13 protein-coding genes are annotated in these 18,688 nt (G+C 40.0%); 5 read left to right on the top strand and 8 right to left on the bottom strand.

Going from position 1 to position 18,688, the window contains the following annotated elements:
- Nucleotides 1-149: 149 nt before the first annotated feature.
- Nucleotides 150-1,064, top strand: a complete 915-nt coding sequence (locus DYH63_RS03470; protein WP_116787479.1) for a hypothetical protein — start codon at nucleotides 150-152, stop codon at nucleotides 1,062-1,064.
- Here the strand turns inward: DYH63_RS03470 and DYH63_RS03465 are convergent.
- Together DYH63_RS03465 and DYH63_RS03460 are read right to left on the bottom strand one after the other, a co-directional pair.
- The gene (locus DYH63_RS03465) at nucleotides 1,061-1,885 is read right to left on the bottom strand and encodes a hydroxymethylglutaryl-CoA lyase-like TIM-barrel protein (RefSeq protein ID WP_116787478.1); all 825 of its coding nucleotides are present in this window, start codon (nucleotides 1,883-1,885) and stop codon (nucleotides 1,061-1,063) included. The two genes, DYH63_RS03470 and DYH63_RS03465, sit on opposite strands and share 4 nt — an antisense overlap.
- Nucleotides 1,886-1,954: 69 nt before the next feature.
- Complete coding sequence (locus DYH63_RS03460) at nucleotides 1,955-2,998, bottom strand: quinone-dependent dihydroorotate dehydrogenase (RefSeq protein ID WP_116787477.1); 1,044 nt, start codon at nucleotides 2,996-2,998, stop codon at nucleotides 1,955-1,957.
- A 150-nt stretch (nucleotides 2,999-3,148) separates the two neighbouring features.
- On the opposite strand from DYH63_RS03460, the gene DYH63_RS03455 reads away from it, so the two are divergent.
- From DYH63_RS03455 to DYH63_RS03440, 4 genes are all read left to right on the top strand, one after another.
- On the top strand, nucleotides 3,149-3,772 hold the full coding sequence (locus DYH63_RS03455) for an HD domain-containing protein (RefSeq protein ID WP_116787476.1): 624 nt from the start codon (nucleotides 3,149-3,151) through the stop codon (nucleotides 3,770-3,772).
- A 44-nt stretch (nucleotides 3,773-3,816) separates the two neighbouring features.
- Complete coding sequence (locus DYH63_RS03450) at nucleotides 3,817-5,376, top strand: PAS domain-containing sensor histidine kinase (RefSeq protein WP_116787475.1); 1,560 nt, start codon at nucleotides 3,817-3,819, stop codon at nucleotides 5,374-5,376.
- A gap of 69 nt (nucleotides 5,377-5,445) precedes the next feature.
- A complete protein-coding gene (pepT, locus tag DYH63_RS03445; protein ID WP_116787474.1) occupies nucleotides 5,446-6,687 on the top strand; it encodes a peptidase T in 1,242 nt (413 codons plus the stop codon).
- Between the two features lie 149 nt (nucleotides 6,688-6,836).
- The gene (locus DYH63_RS03440; protein ID WP_116787473.1) at nucleotides 6,837-7,418 is read left to right on the top strand and encodes a YdeI/OmpD-associated family protein; all 582 of its coding nucleotides are present in this window, start codon (nucleotides 6,837-6,839) and stop codon (nucleotides 7,416-7,418) included.
- A 99-nt stretch (nucleotides 7,419-7,517) separates the two neighbouring features.
- On the opposite strand, the gene DYH63_RS03435 is transcribed toward DYH63_RS03440, so the two are convergent.
- The 6 genes from DYH63_RS03435 to fabV form a co-directional block, all read right to left on the bottom strand.
- Nucleotides 7,518-8,240, bottom strand: a complete 723-nt coding sequence (locus tag DYH63_RS03435) for a response regulator transcription factor (protein WP_116787472.1) — start codon at nucleotides 8,238-8,240, stop codon at nucleotides 7,518-7,520.
- Between the two features lie 6 nt (nucleotides 8,241-8,246).
- A complete protein-coding gene (locus DYH63_RS03430; RefSeq protein WP_116787471.1) occupies nucleotides 8,247-9,767 on the bottom strand; it encodes a sensor histidine kinase in 1,521 nt (506 codons plus the stop codon).
- A gap of 71 nt (nucleotides 9,768-9,838) precedes the next feature.
- Nucleotides 9,839-10,426 (bottom strand): dephospho-CoA kinase, encoded by a 588-nt coding sequence (coaE, locus tag DYH63_RS03425; RefSeq protein ID WP_116787470.1) that lies wholly within the window; start codon nucleotides 10,424-10,426, stop codon nucleotides 9,839-9,841.
- Nucleotides 10,423-11,415 carry a glycosyltransferase family 2 protein gene (locus tag DYH63_RS03420; protein ID WP_116787469.1) on the bottom strand — a complete coding sequence of 331 codons (993 nt, stop codon included), beginning with the start codon at nucleotides 11,413-11,415 and terminating at the stop codon, nucleotides 10,423-10,425. Before DYH63_RS03420 ends, coaE begins: the two co-directional genes overlap by 4 nt.
- A 104-nt stretch (nucleotides 11,416-11,519) precedes the next feature.
- The gene (locus tag DYH63_RS03415; protein ID WP_116787468.1) at nucleotides 11,520-17,102 is read right to left on the bottom strand and encodes a beta strand repeat-containing protein; all 5,583 of its coding nucleotides are present in this window, start codon (nucleotides 17,100-17,102) and stop codon (nucleotides 11,520-11,522) included.
- Nucleotides 17,103-17,390: 288 nt separating this feature from the next.
- A complete protein-coding gene (fabV, locus tag DYH63_RS03410) occupies nucleotides 17,391-18,587 on the bottom strand; it encodes an enoyl-ACP reductase FabV (protein ID WP_116787467.1) in 1,197 nt (398 codons plus the stop codon).
- Nucleotides 18,588-18,688 lie beyond the last annotated feature (101 nt).

Genomic DNA, 18,688 nt, shown 5'->3' with positions numbered 1-18,688 from the left:
GCGTGCAAATATAACACTTTTTAGCTGAATTTAATTACACAAACCCTATAAAATAAATTTATAGCAACATAGGCACAAACTTGGCATTGACACAACCTAATGTTTGTACCAAATTATTCTACTTTTGCAACCGTACAATTACCCAACCTATGAAGACCGCAAAAGAAAAATTAAGGCTGCTAATTTTACCTTATTTAATCATAACACTAATTACTACCCTGCTTTTAGACATCATTTATTATGTGATATTTGCAGGCAGGGAGCCTTTGTATAGCAGAGTGGTAACAAATTTACTTATACCCGCTTTTTATGTACTTGCTATAAATTTTGTCATTATATTTCCTTTTTTAAATAAATTTAGGCTCTACAAAAAGCAAAACCGTTTTGGGGTTACATTTCTCTCATTTTTTATGATGTGTCTGCCGGTTCTGCTCTCACTCCCCTTAGTCAACCTGTTAACTTCAAATATTAAACAGGTTAAGAATGTTTCTGAAATAGGTTACTCTTCTTCACAATGGTGCTTTAAGATAGCTTCCTTTGATATAGACCGCCAACATATTGGTGAAGATTTCTGGACTGAAAGAAAACACCGAAAACATGGAAAAGATTACACCGAACTGAATATGGTACTTGCAGCACCTATAATTGAGAATGGTGGAAATAATAATTTCAGGTACTGGCTTTACAGGACATATTCGCGGAAAGAGAAAAATATGAATGTTAACAAAAGCGAATTTAATGATTTCAGGACTGAAAGCTATGCTAACTTTAAATCAGCCTTTAATATCAAAGACATTACTTATGTTAGAAAAATATCCAAAAAGTGGGTTACTGATCATACTTATGAAGCCATAAATGATGTAATGTACCGCGCTGATGCAAAAAACATTATTGTATTAGAACCTCATTACAAAAGCCTTCAAAGTGAAATCGCTTTACAGTGCTTATTCTTTTTTCTGGGACTGGCAGGCTGTCTATTAATCTGGACAATGATTATATGGCAATCAAAACTAAAGCCCGATTATAGAACAAACAATTTAAAGTGGGAAACCAAACAACCTTAATGAAACTCCCCAAATAATTTAGTCGCCTCATTGTAAGCGCTCTCAAAGCTCAGCCAGTTGTTGCCGGCATCTGCCTTGGCAGCGGTAAAGTAAGACAGCATTTTTTCGGTAGGCATATTTCCGGTAAGCTCGTCGGTAGCCATTGGACATCCGCCAAAGCCTTGTATAGCACCATCAAAACGGCGGCACCCGGCTTTGTAGGCCGCATCTATTTTTTCATGCCACTTATCAGGCACGGTATGCAGGTGTGCACCAAACTCTATCTGCGGAAATGCAGGTATAAGGTGCGAAAATAAATACGTAATAATATCGGGTGTAGAACTCCCTACAGTATCAGACAGCGAAAGGATGGTAACGCCCATATCGGCCATTTTTTGTGTCCACTCCCCTACTATCTCTACATTCCACGGGTCGCCATAAGGGTTACCAAAACCCATAGAAAGATAGGCTACCACCTCTTTATCTGCCTTGTGGGCAACATCCAGTATTTCCTGTAACGTAATTACAGACTGCGCAATGGTTTTATGCGTATTACGCATCTGGAAGTTCTCTGATATTGAAAACGGAAAACCTAAATACTGTATCTCTTTATGCTTAGCCGCTTCTATAGCCCCCTGGGTATTGGCTATAATAGCCAGCAGTTTGCTTTTGGTTGCAGAAAGGTCTAACCCTGCCAGTACAGCAGCCGTGTCTTGCATTTGCGGAATGGCCTTGGGCGAGACAAAACTACCAAAATCTATAGTATCAAACCCTACACGCAGCAACGACTGTATGTAGGTAATTTTGCGCTGCGTGGGTATAAAGGGTTTTATACCCTGCATAGCATCGCGCGGACATTCTATGATTTTTATTTTTTCCAAAGCTTCTGGGTTGTTAGTTATAGTGGGATTCTAGCAGTTTGAGCATTTAAGGTCCAGCACACGCTCATTAATATCTTTAATAAGCTGTGGACCTTCATAAATAAAACCCGTATACAATTGTACCAGGCTTGCACCTGCTTCCAGCTTCTCTATAGCATCATCTGCCGTATGAATGCCGCCCACGCCAATAATAGGGAACGCCTTGCCACTCTTTTCAGAGAGGAAACGTATTACCTCTGTAGAGCGTTTGCCTAAAGGTTTTCCGCTAAGGCCTCCGGTTTCATTTTTATCTTCGCTAAGCAGTCCCTCACGAGATATGGTGGTATTGGTAGCAATAACCCCAGCTATCTTAGTCGTTTTTATAATGTCTATAATATCCAATAGCTGATCATCAGTAAGGTCTGGCGCTATTTTAAGCAGTATTGGTTTTTGCTTAGGCTTAGCCGCGTTCTTATCCTGTAACGTTTGCAGCAGTTTAGTTAGCGGCTCTTTATCTTGCAGTTCGCGCAGGTTTGGTGTATTGGGCGAACTCACATTCACCACAAAGTAATCTACATAATCATACAGCGCATCAAAACAAATAATGTAATCGTTAACCGCGTCTTCATTTGGCGTTACCTTATTTTTGCCTATGTTACCACCTATAAGCACATGCCCTTTACCGGCAGGATTACTTTTAAGCCGTTCTACAGCAGCATGTACTCCACCGTTATTAAAACCCATACGGTTTATAATGGCACTGTCTTTCCGTAACCTGAAAAGCCTCTTTTTAGGATTGCCTTCCTGCGGTTTTGGTGTAAGGGTACCTATCTCTATAAAGCCAAAGCCCAGGTTACCCAGTTGCTTATACAGTACGGCATCTTTATCTAACCCGGCAGCAAGGCCAACAGGATTTTTAAACTTTAGCCCAAAAACTTCGCGCTCCAGGCGTGGGTCGTTCAGATTATATGCACCTCTGATAAGTGCCGGCATAACAGGTACACGGTTTAAGAAACGCAGGGATGAAAACGTAAAGTGGTGTATCTTTTCAGGATCGAACCTGAATAATAACGGCCTAATAAGCGATTTATACATTGTTTGCTGTTGTGTTGTTAGTGCAAATGTAAAAATATCCGCTGATTTTTATCGATATTATTTAATCTGGCTTTCTATTATACATAAATAACAATAACTTTATACAACAAATAAGACCATCATTATACATAACAAACACAGGTTATTTAAATGCATTTAAAAGAAAATTTCCTGCAACTTGTTACTCAATATGCTAATGCAGCTACAGCTGGTAATTTCTGGATGGAGGTTGAAAAACACTATACAGCTAAGGGCAGGCATTACCATACGCTGGTACACTTAGACAATTTATATGCTCAGTTACTTGCCTTTAAACATCATATTGATAACTGGGATACAATAGTTTTTTCCATAGCCTATCATGACGTTATTTACAGCGCCACTGCTAGAGATAACGAAGAAAAAAGTGCCGAATTAGCGGTTAAGCGTTTAGAACAAATTAATTTCTCCACTGTGCAAATAGCCTTATGCAATGAACAAATACGTGCCACGAAGCACCATCAACCGGCTGTAGATAACGACACCAACCTATTTACAGATGCCGACCTGAGTATTCTTGGTGCACCGTGGCCTGAATATGAACAGTACTATAAAAGCGTGCGTAAAGAATACTGTATCTACCCTGATTTTTTATACAAGCCGGGGCGCAAAAAAGCAATGCTTCATTTTTTAGAAATGGATTTTATTTTTAAAACTGATGCTTTCAGGCATCAGTTTGAAGCCACTGCAAGGGAAAACATTAACCGGGAGATAGAAATTTTAACAATTGATTAATTTCGCAATTTATTATCTTTGAAATAGCGTCCCAATACTTGTAAATGATAAGCAACAATACCACTACTAAGAACGAAACACTTATGGCATTGGCATTTAATGCCCCTAACAGCCGTATGATTGTTTATGAGCCTGTTCGTAATGAAAATGGCGAAATAGTAGATTTTACATTTGTGCTTATTAGTAAAGCTACAGTCGATTTTTTTGGAGGAAAAGATTTTACCGGCAAAACCATTACCCAGGCATTACCGGATGGCAATACCATGATAGCCGATATGGCACGGGTAATTGAAACCGGCATTACTCATAGCTGGACACGTTTTTATGAAGTCGGGCAGCACGAAGGAAACTGGTTTGAAGTTACAGATACCCGTTCAGGAAATTATCTGGTAAGGGTTTGGGACAACATAACCAAAAGAAAACTGGCAGATGAAGTATTAGAAAACCAACTGGCAGAACAGGCAGAAAAAAAATACTTAACCTTATTTAATTCTATAGACCTTGGGTTTTGCATCATCGAAATGATATATGATGAAAAAGGCAAGGCCTACGACTATCGGTTTATTGAATACAACCCTGCTTTTGAAAAACAAACAGGACTTACGGATGCAAAGGGTAAAACCATCAAAACCCTAAACCCTAAACATGAGCAGCATTGGTTTGACATGTATGGCAGGATTGCACAAACGGGTGAGGCATTATATTTTGAGCAGGAAGCTGTTTTAATTAACGGATGGTATGAGGTATCTGCATTTTCTGTTGCTAACGATGGCAAAACCGTTGCTGTTATTTTTAATGACATTACCTTAAGAAAGACAGCCGAAAAAGAACTCAATGCCTTTAATACAAAACTGGAAAACGAGGTTAAAGACCGCACTAGCAGCTTAAAGGAAGTAAATGAAATACTCGGACAAAAAATAGATGAACTGGCTAAAAGCAATAAAGAACTGGAATCTTTTAATTACATAGCCAGCCATGACTTACAGGAACCTCTGCGAAAAATACAAACGTTTCTTACCCTTATAAAACAGCGCGGTAAAGATGAGGCTACCGTGATTGGCTACATGGATAAGATAAACACATCTGCCGAACGGATGTCTGCACTTATATCTGATGTACTTACTTATAGCAAGCTTTCAATAGAAAAGCATTTTGTACCCATCGACCTTAACATCATTATAGACAACGTATTATCTGATTACGAACTGGTAATAAGCGAAAAAAACGCCGTTGTAAAAAAGGGAATACTGCCTATTATAAATGCGGTGCCCCCGCAAATGCACCAGTTATTTTCTAACCTAATAAGCAACGCGCTAAAATACAGCAGCAATGCACCGATTATCGAAATAAAGTCTGAAATAAAAACAGTAAAGGATTTACAAATAGCAGAGATAATTGTAGCTGACAACGGCATTGGGTTTGATGACCAGTACAGCGACCAGATATTTAAACTTTTTCAGCGCCTGCATGGCAAGAGCGAATATAGTGGTACCGGCATTGGCCTTAGCATCTGTAAAAAAATTACCGAACAGCATAATGGTAATATCAGCGCAAAATCTGAAATTGGAAAAGGCACAACTTTTACTGTACAACTACCCGTATAATACCCTTTTTTAAAACCGCTTACATATATTGTAATTTATTGTAAATTTGTACTACAATAAAAAAACAAAATGCAGCACATAATAAACCGCTTTATAAGCTATGTTACGGTAGATACCGAATCTGACCCAAACTCTGATACTACACCCAGCACCGCTAAGCAGTGGGACCTTGCCAATAAACTTGTTGAAGAGCTTAAAGAAATAGGCCTTGAAGAGGTAACCATAGACGAGAATGCTTACATTATGGCTACCCTACCGTCTAATGTAGCACATGAGGTGCCTGTTATAGGTTTTATATCGCACTTTGATACCACGCCGGATTTTACCGGAGCCAACGTTACCCCACAAATTGTAGAAAATTATGGTGGTGGTGATATATTGCTTAATAAAGAGCAAAACATAGTACTTTCTCCAAAGTATTTTAAAGATATGCTGCAGTATAAAGGCCAGACCCTTATTGTTACTGATGGTACTACACTACTTGGCGCTGATGATAAAGCCGGCATTACAGAAATTGTAAGTGCTATGGAATACCTGGTACAGCATCCTGAAATTAAGCACGGTAAAATTCGCGTGGGCTTTACCCCTGATGAAGAAATAGGACGTGGTGCACATAAGTTTGATGTGGCTAAATTTGGTGCAGACTGGGCATATACTATGGACGGCAGTCAGATAGGCGAGCTTGAATATGAAAACTTTAATGCCGCCGGTGTAAAAATTACCTTTAAAGGTAAGAGTGTACACCCTGGTTATGCAAAAGGCAAAATGATAAACTCTATGCTTATTGCTAACAAGTTTATTTCTTCGCTACCGGCAAACGAAGTGCCTGAACTTACAAAAGGTTACGAAGGCTTTTTTCATGTTACGGGCATTACCGGCAGTATAGAAGAGAGTACGGTACAGCTAATTATTCGCGACCACGACAGCAGGCGTTTTAAAAAACGTAAAAAACTGGTTAAGAAAATTGTAGACAAAATAAACCGTAAATACAAAAAGCAGTTTGAAGAAGATATTGCGGTGGCTGAGATAAAAGACCAGTATTATAACATGAAAGAAAAGGTAGAGCCTGTATTTCATATTGTAAAGATTGCTGAAAAAGCAATGAAAAAACTGGATATCAAACCTATTATCAAGCCTATTCGCGGTGGTACAGATGGTTGCCAGCTATCATATATGGGGCTGCCTTGCCCTAACATATTTGCGGGTGGACATAACTTTCATGGCAAGTACGAATATGTGCCTGTAGAAAGCATGGTAAAGGCTACAGAGGTTATTGTAAAGATAGCTGAGCTTACTGCCGAAATAAAGTAAATAAGCCCGTTAACGGCATAAAATAATACAAGCCACGAATTACCCAAATTTCACTAATTTTAATTGGTGTTACCGGTGTAATTCGTGGCTATTATTTTTTAGTTCGAAAGCACCAGAAACGAATCATTAACTTTTAGAGATTAAGGATTATGGCAGAGCAAAAGAAAACCGCCTGGGACAAATCGTCTAAATGGCCGCAGGAGCTCGACAAACTCAAGGCTATTATAAACACTACCGGGCTTGTTGAGACAACCAAATGGGGCGGCCCTGTGTATACCTATAACGGCAAAAATGTTTTAGGCATAGGAGGGTTTACGCACTTTTTTACCATTTGGTTTTTTAAAGGGGTATTTCTAAAAGATGAAGCCGGTATACTGGTAAATGCTAACGAAGGCAATACAAAAGGCCTAAGGCAATGGCGGTTTACATCTATTGATGAGATAGACGAAAAAAGCATACTGACTTATGTGCATGAAGCCATAGCAGTAGAAAAGGCCGGGCTTGCCATTACACCTGATAAAAAAGAAACTATAATCCCGGAATATCTCGCTGCCCAACTGGATGCCGATCCTGACTTAAAAAATGCGTTTGAGGGGTTTACGCCTTTTAAGCAGAGGGAGTTTTGCGAATATATTGCAGAAGTAAAACAGGACAAAACAAAGAATACCCGTTTTGAAAAGATCAGGCCGCTGATACTGCAGGGCAAAGGCCTGAATGACAAGTACCGGTAAAGTAAATTTTACAGAAAATATAAAATTCCTCCTGAGAGAAAATAGCGGCCCGCACGGCTAATGCTATTACCTACAGGAGGAATTATTTTTTTTCTCTTGTTACTTTTCTTCGGCTACTTTATTTTTTACCACAAGACGGAAACCTTCACCATGAATGTTAAGTATCTCTACTTCTTCATCCTGCTTTAGGTACTTTCTTAGTTTGGCAATATACACATCCATACTACGTGATGTAAAATAGTTATCATCCCTCCATATTTTGGTAAGGGCAAGCTCGCGCGGCATAAGGTCATTTTCATGCAGGGCAAGCATTTTAAGCAGTTCATTTTCTTTCGGCGAAAGCTTTATTGGCTCATCGTTATCAAACGTAAGAAAACGCAGCTTAGAGTTAAGGTGGAACCTGCCTATCTGGAATTCAAACTTAGAATTGTCTGTTTTAGTTTCAGATGCCTTGCGCTGTATTATAGCTTTAATTTTCATTAAAAGCACCTCAGAGTCAAACGGCTTGTTTAGGTAATCATCTGCACCTACTTTATAGCCCTTAAGCACGTCTTCTTTCATAGACTTTGCTGTAAGGAAAATAATAGGCACTTCCTTATTTTTCTCCCTTATCTCTCTTGCAAGTGTGTACCCATCTTTATAAGGCATCATCACGTCAAGAATGCAAAGGTCAAAATTATCTTTCTTGAATTTTTCGAAACCCTCCATCCCATTTTTGGCAAGTGTAACGTCAAAATCGTTAATCAGTAAATAGTCTTTTAGTACGGCGCCAAAATTTGGGTCGTCCTCCACTAAAAGAATCTTTTTGTTTACTTCTTCCATATTTTTTTAATTTATTAGTGGCATTTTTATTATAAAGGTACTGCCTTTCCCTCTTTCACTTTCTACGTAAATATGACAATTGTGGTCATCAATAATTCTCTTAACATAGGCCAGGCCTAAGCCGTGCCCTTTTACATCGTGCCTGTCGCCCGTATGTTCTCTGTAAAACTTCTCAAAGATCCTTTTTTGAACCGGCTTGGTCATACCCAGGCCGTGGTCTTTAATCTTTATCAGTATAAAATCTTTAACATTCTCAGTATGTATATCTATAACGGGCACATCTGGCGAATATTTGATGGCATTATCTAAAATATTAACTATAACGTTAGTAAAATGCACATCATTTAGTAAAGCCGTTGTACGCTGTGCTTCAAAATGAGTCGTAAGGGTTCCCTGACGGGCTTCAACAAGTAAATGTACGTGCTCTACGGCGTTTTCAAGGATGTCGTTTACATCTGCCGCCTCTTTTATTATATCAAGCTCTTTCTTATCCAGCTTAGAAATTTGTAATACATTCTCTACCTGAGAGTGCATCCTTTTATTCTCTTCTTTAATCATTTGAAGATAATACTGCACCCTGGCCTTATCATCAAATATTTTTGGGTTCTTTATCGAATCCAGCGCCAGGTTTATTGTGGCAATGGGCGTTTTGAACTCATGGGTCATGTTGTTGATAAAATCTGTTTTAATTTCAGATATATTCTTTTGCTTTATCAACTGATTTATCGCACTTACATAAGCAATAATGATTATAAGCGTAAACACGATAGACAGCGAGGTTATTCCAAGTATAGAGGATACCAGGTATTCTCCTTTTTGCGGAAAGCTCATAAAGAGCCTGTACCTCGTATAACCATCATTATTTTCAAAGACCGTATGGTCGTTCATCTGTCTTTCATAACCCAGATTACCCGAGTTTATCTTAGTAGGGATACCATCATCAAAAACGGCAAACTCAAAAGATGTATTTACACCGCTCTGAATAAGCTCCCTTGAAATAATATCTTTTAGCGCAGCGGTGCTAAGCCACTTTTCAGGAGCATTGTACTCTCTAAAATCTTTTATATAGCCTTCCATTTTAAAGGTAAACACCCTCTCGTCATCTCCCGGCTCTCTTTCGGGTTTACCCTTTGGCTGATCTGCCTTTGCAGCCTTTCTTTTTACATAAGCCTCTACAGCATCTTTATCAAATATAACATCATCAAAATCGCGTGTTACCTGGTCGCTATATATAATATGGCGGGAATCTGCCCCGGTTTGCCTGCTTTTGTACATAACTATCAGGTCGTCCCTGTGGGGATTCCTCCCTGTACTATCGGCAAACTTTTGATACATTTTATAAAACTCTTCTGCCTCACGTTGTTCCAGTTGTACAGCTACCCTTCCCAGCACTTGCTGTATGTGGTATTTAAACTGGTCTTCATTGTTTTTAAGCGATGAGTTAACCCAGTATAACTGCACAAGTATTATGCCTAAAAGCGATAGGCTCATAAAAAAAACCAGTAACCTAAAGCGAGTCTTGTTCATCGTTACAAAATTAACATTTTAACATTTACAGGTTAAATGTATTAACCAAACATTAACAACAATAGCTGATTTTACATATTATTCAGAAATTTAAATAATTTAACAGCTTCTGAACGTGCAGTATCTATGTTAATATTTGTAATAATGTACTTACTAAGCCGTGTTTTTTGCTCTTCAGTCCACTGATTTGCAATTCGTTGAAGCACCTGTTCTCTGGTAGTACCATCGCGCTGCATAACGCGTTGTACCCTATCTTCTGTTGGCGCAGTTACTAAAATAATGTCATCACACTGCTTATAGCTTCCGCTTTCAAACAATATTGCAGCTTCTTTTATAACAAACTTATAGTTATTATGTGCCTGTAACCAGTTATTAAAGTGCTGTGCTACCCTGGGATGTATAATGTTATTAAGAGCCTGTAGTTTTTCTTTATCAGCAAAAACCACCGCTGCAATCTTAGCACGGTCTGGCCTGCCATCAACAAAAACAGCATCTCCAAAGTTTTCTTTTAACTCAGGCAACACTTCCGGCAGGTAGAGTATTTTTTTTGCCTCATCATCGGCATAATATACAGGCACACCCAATTCTTCAAAAACATGGGCAATAGTGGTTTTTCCACTACCTATACCACCGGTAAGGCCTAAAACTTTTGTTTTCATTTAAAAAATAATTCAGGAAAAGCAACTTTAGGATCCTGTCTTAAAAGATGTACTTTTATAAAAGACTGCAAATACCCAAGTCCATAACCATAAAATTGCATAAACACTGCAACTACTGATAGTGCACCAACCTTTATGCCATTTTTTACAGATGCTGTAATTAACACCATTAAAAAGTAAAAGAAATAGCAAAACAGGAAATACCATACCCCTATTAGCATAAGTATTACCGAAAGGAAAAGCCCTACAATAAATATAGTAGGAAAAAGGAATGTTATTTTTTTATATTCCGGGTGCCAGGCATCCAGTATTGGGCGGGCTTTACCAAATTTAGACACTTGTTTTTTAAACTTGCCCCAATCTATACGTCGCTTATGGTACACATATGAATTTGCAAACAGGCGGGTTTCAAAGCCCAGTTTCCAGAGCCTTATAGAAAGATCCGGATCTTCGCCCGGATGTATATGTCCAAAACCTTCAGAAGCCTCAAATGCTTTCTTGCTAATGCCCATGTTAAAGCTGCGTGGCTGAAATTTTTCGAGCTTTTCACTTTTCCCCCTGATACCTCCTGTAGTCATAAAAGAGGTCATGGCAAAGTTGATGGCTTTTTGCACATCACTAAAACTATCGAGCGCGGCATCTGCACCGCCAAAACAGTCTACATAATTTGCAGACAGGTTAACAGCTATACTTGAGAGGTAGTGTGGTGGCAGGATACAATCTGAATCAAGGATTATAAAATAATCGCCCTTAGCCATGCGCATACCAAAATTGCGGGAATCGCCCGGGCCGCTGTTCTGTTTAAAATAATAAGATATTGTAAGTTTCCCTGTAAAATGTTCTATAACATCTTTACACGGTATGGATGACCCGTCTTCTACAACAACAACTTCGTAGCCATCTTTATAATCCTGAAGTGTAAGACTATGTAGTAGCTCTTCTATTTCGTCTGGCCTGTTGTAAACGGGAATAATTAGCGAAAAAAACATTACTGCAATTTTTTAACAAAGTTAACCTTTATAAATAAAAAAGCCACCATAAATGGTGGCTTAGTTATAAATATTATAAGAAGTTATCTTACATAAAATGCTAATTATTGCAGTTTCTTAACAACCTTAATTGTTTTAGTTGCTGCACCTGCTTTAACAGTTACCAAGTAAGTACCCTCTGCAAGCGGAGCCATATCTACTTTAGCGTTTGTAGCATTTGGCTGTACAGATATTACCTGCTGGCCTACAAGGTTAAATACTGCTATAGAAGAAATTTCTGTAGAGTACTGAACATTAAGTATGTTATTAACCGGGTTAGGATAGTAAGAGAACGCAGCTGCGTTAAAGTTCTTATCACCCAATACTTCAGAAACAACTACTTCAAGAACCGCTGTACTTGTACAACCATCAATAGTTTGTGTAGCATAGTAAGTACCTACAACAAGTGCAGTACCAGGAGCAATAGCGTTAGTACCTGCAACAGCATCAGCTTGTGTAGGATACCATGTTACTGTACCCTGAGCTGAAACAACTATATCTTCTATCGTACCAGTACCTTGTGCAACTGTAACTACTTGCGGAGATACAGCTGTAGGAGCAGCAGTTGTAGTAATAGTTACTGTAAATGAAGCCTCACTTGTACATGTACCCGTTTGAGCAAATACAAAGAATGTTGTATTTGTTGTAACAACAGTACCAGCATCTACAGCAGTTCCTGTACCACCTTCCTGAGTGTAGTAAGCACCAGTAGTAAGAGCAGGAAGCGTATAGCTTACACAAGAAGTAACATTATCAAACTGACCAACGTTTACTGTAACAATAGTAACAACTACTGCAGTGCGTGCAGCACTTTCGCAGCTATTAGCTGTAGCTGTAGCATAGTAAGTATTACCACTAACAAGGGCAACGTCAGCCGTAAGTGGGTTACCACCTGTAGCAGCAGCATACCATTTAACAGCAGTACCCTCTGCAACAAGGCTAGCAACAGTAGCTGAAGCACAGAATGATTGCTGAGCAACAGCAACCGGAGCATCAGTAACAGTTATTGTAGCCGTTACAGCAGTTCTTGTAAGACTTGTACAACCTGCTATTGTTTGCGCTGCATAGTAAGCAGTACCAGACACAAGAGGAGCTGTAGCAGCAAGAGCTTCGCCACCTGTAGCAGCAGCAAACCACTGTACGCCTTCGCCTGTAGCAACTAAACTTGCCACAGTAGCAGTATTACAAAATGTTTGAGCAGCAACAGCAGTTGGAGCAGCAGTTACTGTAAGTGTTACAGCAACGGCAGTTCTTGTTGCACTCTCACATCCATTAAGAGTTTGAGAAGCATAGTATGTAGTTGTACCCGCTGTAAATGCAGTAGTAGCAGCAAGAGCTTCACCACCTGTAGCAGCAGCATACCATTTTACCTCTGTACCTGTAGCCTGTAGGCTTGCAACAGTACCGGCATTACATACAGTAATTGCAGGAGCAGCAACCGTAGGAGCAGCAGTTACATTTACTGTAACAGCCACAGGAGTTCTTGAACTTTCGCAGCCATTAAGTGTTTGAGTAACATAGTAAGTACCTGTAGCAAGAGTTACAGTACCAGCTATTGCAGTACCACCTGTAGCAGCAGCATACCACTGTAGCGCTGTACCGGTAGCCACAAGCTGGCTTGCAGTAGCACCACCACAAAATGCCTGAGCAGCAGCAGTAGGAGCAGCAATAGCACCAACTGTAACTGTAACAGCAGCAGTATTTGTACATCCTGCTGAAGATGTAGCTGTAGCTGTGTAATTAGCAGCACCTGTTGCAGCAGACTTAAAGTAAACTGTAGATGCAGCTGCACCGGCTACATAAGGTACTGTACCGGCAGCATCAGAGTAAAGGTTAGCAACCGGAGACCATGAAACGGCTGTTGGTACTGAACCTGCAAACTTAACATTTAGCCTTCTCGTAGTGCGAGCAGGTGCATTAGTACTATAAACATAAAGCGTCATATTATCAGTAGTTGTACTATAATATGTTTGCGCATTGTTAGCAGAGTCTGCACCTTCAGATTCTACGTCAACAACAATGTTAGAAACACCATCCCAAATGTACGGTGTAGTAAAGGTAATTACCTGCCATCCTGTAGCAGTATGTGTATGCGTTACAGGACCATAAACATTAGTAAACGCAGTAGTAGCCAGCAAAGTAGTGTTGGCAAAGTTAGAACCTGCCACTGTACCTACTTTAACTGTAAAGTTATTGTTAGTAGCAGCACTACCTAAAGTAGCTACATTATACGCCATAGATGTTATGGTACCGGCAGCAAGTCCGGCAGCCTGAAGTTCTGCGGCAGTATAAATTGTCTGGCTCCTGTAATTAGGCCAGCGGTTCATAAATGCTGTTGGGTGTTCATAATCGCCTGAAAGGGTAGTTCCAGTACCTATAACAGCATCAGCAACAATAGTGCCTCCTGTTGCAACAAGCGGAAGCACAGCATCCGGACAAGTTGTAGAACCTGAAGCCGCTACAGTAATAGCCGAAGGAAGCGAATTAACATTAACAGTTATTGATGTTGTTAAAGCGCAATTTCCTGCAGATTGAGAAGCAGAAAGTGTATAAACAGTTGTTACTGCAGGAGAGAAAACAAAGCCTGCAGCAGCTGTACCGGTAACTCCTGTAGCAGGACTCCATACATAAGTATCGTAAGCCGCAGCATCAGATGTAAGAGTAGCAGTACCAGTGCTTCCGGCACATACATTTATAGCTGTAGCATTAAGCGTTAGCGCTGGTGGCGTATTTACAGCAAAACTTGTATTTGTAGTAGCTGTACCTCCAAAAGTTGTAACGCTTACCACACCACTTACACCAGCAGGTACAGTAGCCACAATTTGCGTATTTGTATTAGATGTAAGCGCAACAGCCGTACCACCTATAGTAAGTGTAGCCTCACCTAAATATGTACCGGTTATAGTAATAACACCATTAACCGCACAGTAACTTGCAGGCGTAAATCCTGTAATTGACGGAGCAACCGGCAAGATTACATTTAGTGTATAATCTTCGTAAGAGCCATAACTTCCGTTATAACATGGCGTACCGCCTGCATCTTCATCAGTACCGCCTATCCTCATTAGGTGACTACCTACTATACCAGGAGTAGAAGGAACAGTAAATGTACCAGATAGCACACTTGGCGAATCACTTGTTGAAAGACCTGTATAAACAAGTTCTCCTTCATCGTCAAAATCAGTATCGTTATTCCAGTCTACCCATATTTTTGTACCATATGTATAACCGGTTTCGTATGTAATGCTGAATGGCACAACGTTTCCTGCAAATACCTCTGTAGATTGTGCAGCATAGTTACCATAACGACCAGGCTCAGCACCTGTGGTGTTGTTAATAGTACCAATTTTTACGTTTGTAATACCAATTCCATCTACACTTGTAGGAGCAGGAATACATGGCCCTGTTAGTATAGGAGCACTAGCCTCCCAAATACTTTTTGAATCAGTTCCACAAACACTACGTACCCAGAAATAGTAATTTGTGTTAGCAGTAAGTTGCGTTAGGTTTACCGAAGTAACACCCGCAGCTACACTTCCTGTAGCAGTAGCAGTTACAGCAGGAGCTGTATTAGTTGTACTGTAGTAGTACTCATAACCGTTTGCAGGAGCACTTGCCGGAGCTGTCCAGCTTAGCGTAGCAGTAGTATAACCTGTAGTTGAAGCAATTACAGTTACAGGAATATCACATGTTGGGATTGTTTCGATAACAACATTTGCGATATGGAAATCATAATCAGGATCATTATCAATTGGTCCGTCAGTACCCTGGAAAGCTATCTGGATAGTTTGTCCAGCATAACTAGATAACAATATAGAGTAATCTGTCAATACGTTAGTAAGCTCTGTTGTATTAGACGCATCAAAAGTAAATAGCGGTGCCCACACAAGGCCACAACCATCTGTAGATACAAGTACATTAACTTTGTCATCTGTACCCTGCATACGCACAGTATGAGCATTAGCATTATTATAACCTGTGATAGCAGCTTTAAAACGAATTCTTGAAGCTTCAGTTATCTGTACCTTAGGGCTAATAATCCAGGCATTGGCCGTATTATAATATAAATTGATCTTAGCAGTTCTTGTAGCACCAAATGCGGTACTGCTTATCCATGACGAAGTTGTACCAGAAGGATTTTGGCCTGAAGGCTCAGTTCCTTGCTCTGTAGCAACAGATGCTTCATACCATCCAGGTACAACAGTACTAAGGTTGTCTCCATTAAAACCTGTAAAGTTATTAACAGCAGGAAGTACAGCTGTTACAGGAGTACCTGTAGTAGCGGTAACTGCATTTGTACCCGTTGTGGTGTTAAGCAACATATCATACGGACCAGATCCGCACCTTGTATATTCAAAAACCTTTACATATAAAGGTGTACCACATGCTAGTCCTGTAATTGTTACACTGGTACCTGTACCATCATAAACAATTTGCTGCCCAGTACCTGCATAAACGCTGCTGGCTGCATAAGCATCAATACCAGATTCAGCAACAAGGTCATCCAGAGGGAATGTACTTGCTATTACAACCCTGCGGCCGCCATTACCATTTGTCCATGTAGCAGTTACAGAGCTTAATGAAGCCGTAAATGCAAGTGCGCTTGCCTGCGTTGTAGGGGCAAGTAGGCTATTAAAGGTAACCGCTGATGAATACACCGCATCTCCGCCACTTGGGCATGAAGTGCTTAACCTGTATTGAATACTTGTACCTGCAAAAGCTGGGGGTGTAAAAGATCTTGTAGTGGCACCTGTTCCACCTACAGCATTAACCCAGTCAGTTCCGTTTGCAGATTCCTGCCATTGATAACTCAGGCTGACCGGGTTTGTATCTGTAGCAACTAGTGCAGCAGGAACAACACCATTACATACATAACGCACAGCATCACCACCAAGTGTGGCAGCGATAGGAGTTGTAGCACACGCCGGTGGCAGTGAAAACGTATAAGTAAGGCCACTTGTAAAACCTGTTGGCCCTGTAAATGGTAGTACTGAAGAACCAGTCACACCAGTTGTTATAACTGTAGGTGCTGCCCAAGAACCACTATTTGCAGAAGTTAGCGCTTTGTAATCTCCCACAGCAGACTTTATACCTACCTGAGGCTGGTATGAAGTAGATGTTGCGAATGGTGGTGTGCCATCATACACAAACTTAATCGACTTATCTACCGTGTTAAGTCTTACCTGAAAGCTAAATGACTCCGCCATATTATACCTCCTGAAATTAGCCCACTGAATGACAATTTCAGAACCTACCAGCTCTGCCCTTATGTTAGCAGTACCGGTACCAATCTGATTAAGGTCTGCACCAAAAGGTGAGAAAACCACATTACTACCAAAGCTAGTGCTTAAGGCTCTGTATTCATAAGCTGAAGGAGCTGCACCTCCTAACGTTAGCTGCCCATTACTGGTAACAAAAAACGTTGTGTAAGAGACACCTGCAAATTCAAACGGCGCAGGGAATACCTGCTCTGTAGACGTAACGGAGTCCAATGAAGGATCACCATTTGTTGACGTAGTGATGACCGTTCCGCCCGTTATGGGCGTGTAGACACCACTCGACGAGGCAAAGCCATAAAACTTGGCCTGCCCATACCCTCCTGTTGCTACAAATAGCATCAGGGCGATAAGTAAAGTAATTTTTCTCATTTAACAAATAATTTAATTTCTTAAAAATACAAAAAAGACCACAAGCGTATTTTATTAGTAGTTTTTTTAACATATTAAACATTTTAAAGTTAAAAAATTAATCTATTCGTATTTTGACAGTCAAAAAACATAATGTTTTTTACAGTTTTATGTTAAATCAACCAAAAATAAAGTTCAATTTTTTTTAACTTTAATAATAAAATACATAAAAAAACTCCCAAAAAGGGAGTTTTAAATTATTATTCTCACAAAAGCCAATAAAATGTTAAGAAAATCTTAACAAACAAATTAGCCTTTAATACTCTCAACACCAACTATTTCATTAGCATCTTTATCATAATCAACACCAGCCAGGCCAAAACCGAAAAGATTATGAAAATCTTTACGATATCCCTCAAGATCGCCTATTTCTTCAAGATTTTCTGTAGTTGCAGTATCCCAAAGCGCAGCCACTTTAGCCTGCACATCTTCACGCATTTCCCAGTCGTCTATACGTATACGGCCTTTATCATCAAGAGGCACATTACCTCCTGTATAAAGACGCTCGCGATACAGGCGGTCTATCTGTTCTATAGTACCTTCATGCAGGCCTTTTTCTTTCATCACTTTATATAATAATGATATATATAGTGGTATTACCGGTATAGCAGAACTTGCCTGTGTAACCAGCGCTTTGTTTACAGAAACATAAGCATGCCCTCCTATATCTTTAAGACTGTCTGTAATTTCAAAAGCGGTAGCCTCAAGATGGTCTTTAGCCTGGCCAATAGTACCTTTGCGGTACACAGCCTCTGTAAGTGATGGTCCTATATATGAGTAAGCAACCGTAAGTGCTCCTTCGGCCAGAACACCGGCACCTTTTAGTGCATCGATCCACATTGCCCAGTCTTCGCCGCCCATAACGGTAACTGTATTTTCTATATCGCCATCAACAGCTGGTTGTATGGTAACTTCAGAAACCTTACCGGTATGAAAATCTACTGTTTTATTACTAAACACACCACCTATAGGCTTTAGTACACTGCGGTGCAGCACACCTGTATCAGGATGCTGGCGCACCGGAGATGCAAGGCTGTACACTACAAGGTCTACCTGGCCAAGATCTGCCTTAATAAGGTCTATAGTTTGTTGCTTTATTTCTTTACTAAATGCGTCGCCGTTAATGCTTTTTGCATACAGGCCGGCAGCATGGGCTTCTTTTTCAAAAGCAGCACTATTGTACCAACCCGGTGAAGCCGTTTTGCCTTCGCTCGGCTCTTTTTCAAAAAATACGCCTATGGTAGCGGCATTACTGGCATAAGCAGCCGAGATACGCGATGCAAGGCCAAAACCCGTAGAAGCACCTATAACAAGTACTTTTTTAGGCCCGTTTGCAAGCTCCCCGTTAGACTTTACATATTCGATCTGGTTCTTTATGCTTTGTGCAGCACCGTCCGGATGGGCGGTAAGGCATATAAAGCCACGCATTCTAGGTTCTATTTTCATAATGTAATATTATCCTGTATTTAGTTTTTTGGAAAGCAAAGATAAAAAACAAAAACAACTAACCCTTATTTTATATAATTTTAGCCGATAAACTACCAAGC

This window comes from Flavobacterium psychrotrophum, assembly GCF_003403075.1.
Lineage (GTDB): Bacteria > Bacteroidota > Bacteroidia > Flavobacteriales > Flavobacteriaceae > Flavobacterium > Flavobacterium psychrotrophum.
This window is presented reverse-complemented; position numbering and strand designations above follow the sequence as displayed.